General features: G+C 37.5%; 12 protein-coding genes and 1 other annotated feature. Of the genes, 5 read left to right on the top strand and 7 right to left on the bottom strand.

The genetic code is table 11. The features are described 5' to 3' along the window. Positions 1 to 117: 117 nt before the first annotated feature. Positions 118 to 246 (bottom strand): hypothetical protein, encoded by a 129-nt coding sequence (locus AC1DTM_RS12920; RefSeq protein ID WP_002112286.1) that lies wholly within the window; start codon positions 244 to 246, stop codon positions 118 to 120. A gap of 150 nt (positions 247 to 396) precedes the next feature. On the opposite strand from AC1DTM_RS12920, the gene AC1DTM_RS12925 reads away from it, so the two are divergent. Next, positions 397 to 699 carry a YjdJ family protein gene (locus AC1DTM_RS12925; RefSeq protein WP_016106356.1) on the top strand — a complete coding sequence of 101 codons (303 nt, stop codon included), beginning with the start codon at positions 397 to 399 and terminating at the stop codon, positions 697 to 699. A gap of 78 nt (positions 700 to 777) precedes the next feature. Here the strand turns inward: AC1DTM_RS12925 and tyrS are convergent, their stop codons facing one another. The 6 genes from tyrS to acsA all read right to left on the bottom strand — a co-directional run bounded on the left by tyrS (position 778) and on the right by acsA (position 6,050). After that, a complete protein-coding gene (tyrS, locus tag AC1DTM_RS12930) occupies positions 778 to 2,034 on the bottom strand; it encodes a tyrosine--tRNA ligase (protein ID WP_477000316.1) in 1,257 nt (418 codons plus the stop codon). Positions 2,035 to 2,104: 70 nt separating this feature from the next. Beyond that, positions 2,105 to 2,332 (bottom strand) — a binding site (T-box leader). A 77-nt stretch (positions 2,333 to 2,409) separates the two neighbouring features. Next, positions 2,410 to 2,655 (bottom strand): hypothetical protein, encoded by a 246-nt coding sequence (locus tag AC1DTM_RS12935; protein ID WP_002160222.1) that lies wholly within the window; start codon positions 2,653 to 2,655, stop codon positions 2,410 to 2,412. Further along, complete coding sequence (locus AC1DTM_RS12940) at positions 2,636 to 3,181, bottom strand: RNA polymerase sigma factor (protein WP_016106358.1); 546 nt, start codon at positions 3,179 to 3,181, stop codon at positions 2,636 to 2,638. The genes AC1DTM_RS12935 and AC1DTM_RS12940 overlap by 20 nt, the downstream gene beginning before the upstream one ends. Next, complete coding sequence (locus AC1DTM_RS12945) at positions 3,162 to 3,617, bottom strand: hypothetical protein (protein WP_016106359.1); 456 nt, start codon at positions 3,615 to 3,617, stop codon at positions 3,162 to 3,164. The genes AC1DTM_RS12940 and AC1DTM_RS12945 overlap by 20 nt, the downstream gene beginning before the upstream one ends. A gap of 67 nt (positions 3,618 to 3,684) precedes the next feature. Beyond that, on the bottom strand, positions 3,685 to 4,242 hold the full coding sequence (locus AC1DTM_RS12950; RefSeq protein WP_033710727.1) for a maltose acetyltransferase domain-containing protein: 558 nt from the start codon (positions 4,240 to 4,242) through the stop codon (positions 3,685 to 3,687). Positions 4,243 to 4,331: 89 nt separating this feature from the next. After that, entirely contained in the window at positions 4,332 to 6,050 is a 1,719-nt protein-coding gene (gene acsA, locus AC1DTM_RS12955) for an acetate--CoA ligase (RefSeq protein ID WP_477000317.1), read from the bottom strand. A gap of 176 nt (positions 6,051 to 6,226) precedes the next feature. Between acsA and acuA the strand changes: the two genes are divergently transcribed. The 4 genes from acuA to AC1DTM_RS12975 all read left to right on the top strand — a co-directional run bounded on the left by acuA (position 6,227) and on the right by AC1DTM_RS12975 (position 9,768). After that, complete coding sequence (acuA, locus tag AC1DTM_RS12960; protein WP_016106361.1) at positions 6,227 to 6,859, top strand: acetoin utilization protein acetyltransferase AcuA; 633 nt, start codon at positions 6,227 to 6,229, stop codon at positions 6,857 to 6,859. Between the two features lie 17 nt (positions 6,860 to 6,876). Next, positions 6,877 to 7,521: an acetoin utilization AcuB family protein gene (locus AC1DTM_RS12965; RefSeq protein WP_002160217.1), complete on the top strand. Its 645-nt coding sequence runs from the start codon at positions 6,877 to 6,879 to the stop codon at positions 7,519 to 7,521. Then, positions 7,518 to 8,684 (top strand): acetoin utilization protein AcuC, encoded by a 1,167-nt coding sequence (gene acuC / locus AC1DTM_RS12970; protein ID WP_477000318.1) that lies wholly within the window; start codon positions 7,518 to 7,520, stop codon positions 8,682 to 8,684. Before AC1DTM_RS12965 ends, acuC begins: the two co-directional genes overlap by 4 nt. Positions 8,685 to 8,910: 226 nt before the next feature. After that, on the top strand, positions 8,911 to 9,768 hold the full coding sequence (locus AC1DTM_RS12975; RefSeq protein ID WP_016106363.1) for an alpha/beta fold hydrolase: 858 nt from the start codon (positions 8,911 to 8,913) through the stop codon (positions 9,766 to 9,768). Positions 9,769 to 9,853 lie beyond the last annotated feature (85 nt).

Below are 9,853 nucleotides of genomic sequence, written 5' to 3' on the forward strand. Positions count from 1 at the left end.
CTCTTTGATTTATCGACGACATCCTTAGACAGATTTATTCTTTCTAGCTAAAAAAGACTGTTTAAAGCAACTAAACAGTTACTTCAAACAGCCTTCATTTTTATATATAAAATAAAGTTATTTATTTTCCTCTTTTTGAACATATACATAAGCATCTTTCTGCTCTTTATGTATATCAACCTTCGTGTTCTCTGCAAGCTGTCCTGCATTTAGCAAAGAAAAAATAATGAGCGCTTCTAGTGACATTTTGTTTTACCACTCCTTTCTATTTGTTATACGTTTATCATACCGCTTACATGTGATTTCCGTATGAACTCGAAAAGGAGATTACAACAAAAAGGTTACAGGAATACGAATGCACGTTATAATAACCATAAAATAGGAGGTTGATTCGTTTTGACAATAAACCAAATGGTTCAGTTAGGCAGTGCATTTATGCTGTTTATTACTTCCGCACTTATGAGTTGGTATCAAGGGAGTAATTTGATAGATTATCCTGATGAATGGAAATATAGTGCTAAGTTTACGAATTACTTTAAAGGCACCGTTTCAAATTACCAAGATATTTATCAAATCGATTTCTTTATATATGCGGCAAAATTTTATCCAACAGCATTTGTTGTTATGCTAATTAGCTTACTTTATATGCTCATATTAATTCTTCATATTCTATTTAAAAGGACTCCTAAAGTAATCTAAATTCATACATAAAAACCCCGAATCATAAACTTTTCAGCCTGCAATTCGGGGTACTATTTGTTTTATATTCGTTTCTGATTAGTAACGGATTAAGAAATATTTCTTCTTACCGCGGCGAATGATTGTGAATTTACCTTCGATGCGGTCGTTTTCTGTTACAACGTAGTCTAACGCTTGTGTAMGCTCACCGTTTACGTAGATTGCACCGTTAGTTACATCTTCACGTGCTTGACGTTTAGATGGTGAAATTTTGCTTTCTACAAGTAAGTCGATTAATACTGTATCTTCTGCAGTACGTTCTACAGATGGTACATCTTTGAATCCTTGCTCGATTTCGCTTGCAGTAAGTTCTGCTACAGAACCACTGAATAATGCAGCTGAAATTTTAATTGCTTGCTCTAACGCTTCTTCGCCGTGAACAAGTTTTGTCATTTCAGATCCTAATGATTTTTGTCCTGCACGTTTTTCTGGTGCTTCAGTTACTTGCTTCTCAAGCTCAAGAATTTCTTCATGAGATAAGAATGTGAAGTATTTTAAGTATTTAACTACATCACGGTCATCTGTATTGATCCAGAATTGGTAGAACTCGTAAGGAGTTGTTTTCTCTGGGTCTAACCAAATTGCGCCGCCCTCTGTTTTACCAAACTTCGTACCGTCAGATTTTGTAACTAGTGGAATTGTTAAACCGAATGCTTTCGCATCTTCTTCTGATTTACGGATTAATTCAAGACCAGCTGTAATGTTACCCCATTGATCACTACCACCGATTTGAAGACGGCAATTGTGTTGTTGGTATAAGTTTAAGAAGTCGTATGATTGTAAAATCATGTAACTAAACTCAGTAAATGAAATACCAGTTTCTAAACGAGATGCTACTGTATCTTTTGCTAACATATAGTTTAAACCGAAGTTTTTACCGATATCGCGTAAGAATGTAATTACATCTAAGTTACCAAGCCAGTCATAGTTGTTAGCCATCGTTGCTGGGTTGTCCACATTTTCAAACTCTAAGAAGTTTGAAAGTTGGTTTTTAATGCTTTCCGTGTAGTAAGCAACTGTATCTTTCGTATTTAATGTACGCTCTGCTTTTTTACCACTTGGGTCACCGATCATACCAGTACCACCACCAACAAGTGCGATTGGTTGGTGACCAGCTAATTGGAAACGACGTAACATTAATACTGGTAACATATGACCAATATGTAAGCTATCCGCTGTCGGGTCGAAACCACAGTATAATTTAACGCTTTCTTTTTCTAATAATTGCTCTAATCCCTCAGCATCTGTTTGCTGATTAATTAGCCCGCGAAATTCAAGATCTTGTAAAATACCCATATCCTACATACTCTCCTTTAAGTTCATTACTGGCGTGAAGGTTGAAAACATAAAAAAATCGCCCCTTCAAATAAGGGACGATTTTGATCATCGCGTTACCACCCTAGTTGCAGACAAAAAAGCCTACCACCTTATTTACATAACGGCTTAGCACCGTCTTTTCCCTTTTGAATATAACTCAATCGAAAAAAGATGCTCTAGGGGCGTAATTCGCGATCATCTATGTGCTGATTTTCACCGACCATCAGCTCTCTAAAACAGGGAAATGATCACTACTTCTCCCTTTCCACGCTCAATTATTCATATACTTTTCTTTATACCATCATTTATATAGGCGTGTCAAATAGAGGTAGGGTTTCTCTCCTTCCCAATCCTTTACAACGTCGCAAGGAGTATCGTAATAAGAGAAAGAACTGGCACACCAACTAATAACGATACATGAAACACAACCGATAAATCATTCCCAATCGTCGCCTCCACAGGATCTTTCGCTGGAGAAGCAAGAAATCCAAGTAATCGATCGAAGCGACTTACCGTTTTCGGAAAATCCGGTATTTCTACATGGTCACTATCTAAATGCTGCTTTAATTTATATTCATTCTTAAAGGGATTTTCGCTCAATTTCATCCACCTCCAGCAATTGTTTCAATTTCTTTATCCCGTTATGAAGTCTCGACTTCACTGTTCCAATAGGAATATCTAGTACCTCTGCAATTTCTTTTTGCTGCATATCATGATAATAAGAAAGAATCAGGACCGCTCGCTGTTCTTCAGGAACTTTCAAAATTGCTTCTCTTACTGTAAGACGGTCTTCATGGGAAAATTCCTTTTCTTGAATCGGTACTAAAAACGGTAAGAGCGAACGCCACTTTTTTCTTCTATTTAATTTATTAATCATAAGACGATAACCGATTTGAAATAAATACGTTTTTATTTTTCCTTTTTCGATTTCATACATATGTTTCTTTCGTTCTAACGTTAAAAATGTATCTTGAACGAGATCTATACTCAGTTGTTCATCACGATTAAATCGATACAAAAATGTATATAGCGCTGGCTTGATTAAAACATATAGTTTTTCTCCCGCTTGCTTATCTCCATTTTGATACGCAAGCATGAGCTCCTCCTCAATCCCAATCTGCGCCATGATTTTTGATCTCCTTTATTCCTTTTAACGTTAATGAAATTCGGGAAATTAAATATACACTTGCGACAATAATCCACACTTGTGATTGATTCGTAAAAAATTGAACATATGGGTTTTGAATTGTATGGCCGGTTGAAACTAAAATGTTTAATGCTTGCACACATATGCATGCGTACACTGCAAGACTGGCCGAGATAGTATCAAATACATTCCAGCGAAAATACACTTTTGTTTTTGTAAAATCAATTTTATATCCTTTTTTCCGCACTATATATTTTCTATCAAACGGAATAATGATTGAAAACATAACAATCATCATAACTCCAGCTGTAATCATTGAAACTTTAAATCCAATCGGCATCGGTAATAACAGACCACAAGAAAACACAACTATAATTCCGACTAAAGCAAAAGTAAGCATCAATTTATTAGACATATAAAAAGCCTCCCTCATCTATTCTTTCATAAATGTATACAGACGAGGAAGGCACTTCGTTCAAATATTATTTTATTTTTTTAATAATTTTCGCAGGATTCCCGCCAACTACTACATTATCTGGTACATCTTTCGTTACAACAGCTCCAGATGCAATGACTGCATTATGTCCAATTGTTACCCCCGGATTAATAATCGCTCTTCCGCCAATCCATACGTTATCGCCAATTGTAACTGGTTTTCCGTACTCTGATCCGCTTATGCGCTCCACCGGATCAAGTGGGTGCGTTGCTGTATAAATGTGAACTCCTGGAGCTAACATACAATTCACTCCGATTGTAACTGGGCATACGTCTAAAATAGTGCAATCAAAGTTTGCGTAAAAGTTTTCACTAACGTGAATATTATAACCGTAATCACATCTAAAAGAAGATTCAAGATGAATGTTATCTCCAGTCGTTCCGAATAATTCTTTTACGATTGCACTACGTTCTTCTAATTTTACTTCTGATGTTTCATTTAACTTTCTTGTTAATATACGAGCTTGCTCCCTCTCTTGTACTAAAACCGGATCAGCTGGTATGTACATTTCTCCTTGTATCATCTTTTCTTTTTCTGTTTTCATCATACTATCCCCTTTAACTTATATATATAAGTTTATGATACCATAAAAAAAGAAAGGTCTGAACGTCATTTCGTTCAGACCTTTCTCTCTTAATCTTCCATCGTCGATAAATCGCCTGTTGGTAAGTTTAATTCCCACGCTTTTAATACGCGGCGCATAATTTTACCACTTCTCGTTTTCGGTAATTTATCTCTAAATTCAATTTGTCTTGGCGCCGCATGAGCTGCTAGACCTTTCTTTACAAATTGACGAATCTCTTCTTTTAATTCATCAGATGGTTCGTATCCCACGCGAAGCGCGATAAATGCTTTAATGATTTCCCCGCGTACTGGATCAGGAATACCAATTACACCAGCTTCTGCTACAGCAGCATGCTCGATTAATTTACTTTCTACTTCAAACGGACCAACGCGCTCACCTGACGTCATAATTACATCATCAATACGTCCTTGGAACCAGAAGTATCCATCTTCGTCCATATAGGCAGAGTCTCCTGATACGTACCAATCTCCCGGCATGAAGTAAGAATCATATTTTTGTGGGTTATTCCAGATTCCACGCATCATAGCTGGCCAACCTTTACCAATCGCTAAATTCCCCATTGTGTATGGAGGCACTTCATTTCCTTCATTATCAACAATCGCTGCTTTCACACCTGGAATTGGTTTCCCCATTGAACCTGGACGGATTTCCATACAAGGATAGTTACAAATAACTTGTCCACCTGTTTCTGTCATCCACCACGTATCATGAATACGAAGTCCAAATGCGCTCATACCCCAGCGAATTACTTCTGGATTTAATGGCTCACCAACACTTAATACGTGACGCACTTGTGATAAATCATATTTTTTAATTGCGTCTTGTCCAGCTCCCATTAACATACGGAACGCTGTTGGTGCGCTATACCAAACTGTTACACCGTAATCTTGTAACGCTTCATACCACGCTTCTGGACTAAAGCGTCCACCTAAAATAACATTTGATGCCCCCACTAACCACGGTGCAAAAATACCGTAAGCTGTTCCAGTTACCCAGCCAGGATCCGCTGTACACCAATATACATCATCTTCTTTTAAGTCTAATACCCATTTCGCTGTTTGATAGTGCTGCACCATAGCGTTTTGAGCATGAAGGACGCCTTTTGGCTTACCAGTAGAACCCGATGTGTAATGAAGAATTAAACCGTCTTCACGGCCTAACCATTCGATATGTAATTCTTTTGAAGCTTGTTCAAATAAAGGATTGAACGCTACAGTTTTACCGCCTTCTTCTGCATTTTCTCCAACAAGGAAGACCGTTTTTAAAGCAGGTAAATCATTTAATGGTATGCGCTCTAACAATTCAGGAGTTGTAATTAACACCTTTGCTTCGCTATCTTCTAAACGATCGCGAACTGCGCCTTCCATAAATGCTTCAAATAATGGTCCAACAATTGCCCCTAATTTCACTGCACCTAGAAGTGCGAAATATAATTCTGGGGAACGCGGCATAAAAATAAAAACGCGATCGCCTTTCTCAACATCGCCATAGTTTTTCAGGACATTTCCTGCTTTATTAGAAAAATCCTTCATTTCCTTAAACGTATATTTCTCTTTTCGCGATCCATCTTGATAATAAAGTGCTACTTTATTCTTTCGATCGGATTTCGCATGCTTATCAATTGCMTCATACGCCATATTTACTCGGCCAGTTTCATTCCAAGTAAAATTTTTATTAACCTCTTCCCAGTTAAAATTCGCGTATGCCTCTTCATAATTCGGCAAATTATTTTCTCCTTTAATGACAGGAAGCGTTTCCACTTTCATACTTTACATCCCCCTCCTATGTATTCTATTATCTATTATAATGATATTATTTAAAATTTTCAGTATATTTGTTGATTTTTAGACAAATTTTTAATGACAAAATTCGATTCACATCGCATATATTATAAAGTACGATATTAATAGATTCACAAACCCTCAAGGTGGTGAGCAATAAATTGATTCATAAAAAAATATATAATGCCAGAAACTTAAAAACAGCGAAAGGTACTTTAATTATTGAAGGTCCTGTCTCTACACATAATCTTGAAATGTATGAATTTCATCCAGACTTAATTGCGTTTCGTCCTGCCGAGCAGCAATATAAAGCAATTGTCGAAATTTCTAAATTGCCAGAAGCTCGTCTCATTATTGCTAGACATGACCACACGATCGTTGGATATGTTACATACTTATATCCTGATCCGCTCGAGCGATGGTCAGAAGGAAAGATTGAAAATTTAATTGAACTCGGGGCGATTGAAGTTGTCCCAGCCTTTCGCGGTTGCTCTGTCGGAAAAAACTTATTAGAAGTTTCAATGATGGACAATCATATGGAAGATTATATTATATTAACGACTGAATATTATTGGCACTGGGATTTAAAACAAACAGGCTTAAATGTTTGGGAATACCGAAAAGTAATGGAAAAAATGATGAATGCCGGTGGTTTACAATGGATGGCTACAGACGATCCTGAAATTTGTTCACACCCCGCTAACTGTTTAATGGTTCGCATCGGTAAACGCGTTGATACGGATTCCATTCAAGCATTCGATCGTCTACGTTTTCACAATCGTTTTATGTATTAATAAAGGGGGCAACTGGAATGATTGTAGAAGAAATTATGAATCAAAATGTAGTAACATTGCATCCAGATGACACAATCGAAACAGCAATCCGAACAATACGTACGAAAGGTATTCGGCACATTCCAATTGTCGATCAAAATAATCACGTAGTAGGCATTATTTCTGACCGGGATGTAAGAGATGCAAGTCCATCAATTCTTGATGAACAAGTTTCACTCGATATGCTACAGCAACCGCTCGAACTTATTATGAAACACCCTGTCATGACTTGCCATCCTCTTGATTTCGTTGAGGAAATTGCTACTTTATTTTTTGAAAATAAAATTGGCTGCCTCCCTGTTACAAAGGCCGGAAAGCTAGTAGGCATTATTTCCGAATCTACAGTACTGCACACATTAGTGAAATTAACAGGAGCACATCAGCCTAGTTCACAAATTGAAATTCAAGTGAAGAATGAACCTGGTATTCTCGGAAAAGTAGTTGCTATTTTTAGCAATTTACAAATTAATATTGTGAGCGTTCTCGTCTATCCAGCAAAAGACGAGAATGATAAAGTACTTGTTTTCCGCATTCAAACGATGAATCCTCTAAAAGTGATTGATGCACTTGAAGCAGAGGGCTACCGCGTATTATGGCCAAACATAATGGGGATGCAAGCATGAGCAGCGCCTTCATTTATTCAGACGATTTTCGGGGCTATTCTTTTAGCCCTGATCATCCTTTTAACCAACTACGCGTCACACTTACGTATGATTTATTACAAAAGAGTGGTTTTATCTCCCCTTCTCAAGTCATCTCGCCAAGAATGGCTACGGATGAGGAAATTGCCTTCATTCATACAGAGGAGTACATAAATGCGGTAAAACTTGCTGGAGAAGGAAAGTTAGAAAAATCAATTGCGATGACATATGGGCTCGGAACAGAAGATACACCGATGTTTCCAAATATGCATGAAGCAAGTGCATTACTCGTTGGCGGTACGTTAACAGCTGTAGATGCTGTTCTTTCCGGGAAAGTAAAGCACGCCCTCAATTTAGGCGGCGGCTTACATCATGGCTTTCGTGGTAAAGCATCTGGCTTTTGTATTTATAAMGATAGCTCTATCGCAATGAAATATATTCAGAAGAAATACGGTTTACGCGTTTTATATATTGATACAGATGCTCATCACGGTGACGGGGTACAATGGTCTTTTTATGACGATCCTAACGTGTGCACCATTTCATTACATGAAACTGGGCGTTATTTATTCCCTGGAACTGGCGCAGTAAATGAACGTGGACAAGGAAATGGATATAGTTATTCTTTTAACGTTCCACTCGATGCTTTTACAGAAGACGAATCATTTTTAGATTCATATCGAACTGTTGTAAAAGAAGTTGCAGAGTACTTTAAACCGGATATTATTTTAACGCAAAATGGTGCTGACGCTCATTATTACGATCCACTCACACACCTTTGCGCAACGATGAACATTTATCGTGAAATACCGAAACTCGCTCGTGAAATCGCTAATGAATATTGCAATGGTCGCTGGATTGCCGTCGGCGGCGGTGGCTACGACCACTGGCGCGTCGTCCCAAGAGCCTGGGCACTCATTTGGCTCGAAATGAACAACATCCAAAACATCTCAGGTTATCTCCCTCCAGAATGGATTGACGCTTGGAAAGGACAAGCAGAAACAGAACTTCCCCTCACATGGGAAGATCCAGACAACATGTATCAACCTATCCCTAGAAAACCAGAAATCGAAGAAAAAAACACATTAACTGTAGCGAAATCTCTCGAAATTATTCGGAATAATATGACAAAATCTTTGTATTAAGCAGAAAGGAGGCTCGCTTTTTGAACAGCCTCCTTTTATTTATTGTCGGTTTCTGTCGGTAAGTCGATATATTTTAATAATCGCTGATATATTTTGAGTTGCGGTCGATATAATCGAATAATCGCTGATATATTTCGAGTTGTGGTCGATATAATCGAATAATCGCTGATATATTTTCAGTTACTAATGGACTGGTCCAACTTTTATAAGACAAGGGAGTGATATTATGTGGAAACAACAAATAATTAACACGAAACGTGGCACATTTGAACTCTTTACAAAAGGAAATGGTGAACCGCTTTGCATTACACATCATTATTCACAATTTAATGAAACTGGTGATTACTTTGCGGATGTTTTTACTTCTACACATCGTGTATTCCTTATTAATTTACGAGACGCTGGTAACTCTGTAAAAGCCCGGTCAGAAAATGAATTACGTATGATCGAAACGATTCACGACTTAGAAGCGATACGAGAATCTTTACAATTTCCCACATGGCATTTGGCTGGTCATTCAACAGGCGGTATGCTTGGACTTTTATATGCCATTACATATCCAACTTCCTTGCAATCATTAGTTGTGGTCGGGGCTGCAGCGAGCGATTATACGAAAACATCTAATTGTATTTATCATCCAGAACATCCACAGTTTCATTATATGCAAGAACTCATCGAAAACTTGAAAAGCCCTCATCTTACAAATGCAGAACGAAAAGAATTATCTACTAAGAGAACCAAATTATCATTGTATAAACCTGAAAACTACAACTCTTATTTTTGTAAACCAATCCAAAAAACAATGTCCGCTAGCCGGATGAACGCTTTCTCTTATGAATATCCGTTATTTGATTTAAGAAAGTACTTACCTTCTATCCATACAAAGACGCTTATTATTTGCGGAAGACATGATGTGCAGTGCCCGATTCAATATTCTATTGAAATGCATGAGGGCATGCCTAATTCTATATTTGTGCCATTTGAGCGCAGTAATCATTATCCTTTTTTAGAAGAAGTCGCCTTATTTACTTCTACTACTCAAAAATTTTATAAATCGTTACACAAAAAAAGTAGCAGGCACTAAACCTGCTACTTTTTTCATATTTTACTTCCCTACAAATGTAACTTGTTCCCCAGTCGCCCAGCCTCCCATCGGCACAACTGTATAC

It is taken from the genome of Bacillus sp. P4_D3 (genome assembly GCF_056401855.1).

What these genes read in the sequence shown, in the direction of transcription:
- AC1DTM_RS12965 (WP_002160217.1), top strand. Translation starts at nt 6,877, where the DNA reads ATGATTGTAGAAGAAATTATGAATCAAAATGTAGTAACATTGCATCCA.
- AC1DTM_RS12950 (WP_033710727.1), bottom strand. Translation starts at nt 4,242, where the DNA reads ATGAAAACAGAAAAAGAAAAGATGATACAAGGAGAAATGTACATACCA.
- AC1DTM_RS12940 (WP_016106358.1), bottom strand. Translation starts at nt 3,181, where the DNA reads ATGGCGCAGATTGGGATTGAGGAGGAGCTCATGCTTGCGTATCAAAAT.
- AC1DTM_RS12975 (WP_016106363.1), top strand. Translation starts at nt 8,911, where the DNA reads ATGTGGAAACAACAAATAATTAACACGAAACGTGGCACATTTGAACTC.
- AC1DTM_RS12920 (WP_002112286.1), bottom strand. Translation starts at nt 246, where the DNA reads ATGTCACTAGAAGCGCTCATTATTTTTTCTTTGCTAAATGCAGGACAG.
- AC1DTM_RS12945 (WP_016106359.1), bottom strand. Translation starts at nt 3,617, where the DNA reads ATGTCTAATAAATTGATGCTTACTTTTGCTTTAGTCGGAATTATAGTT.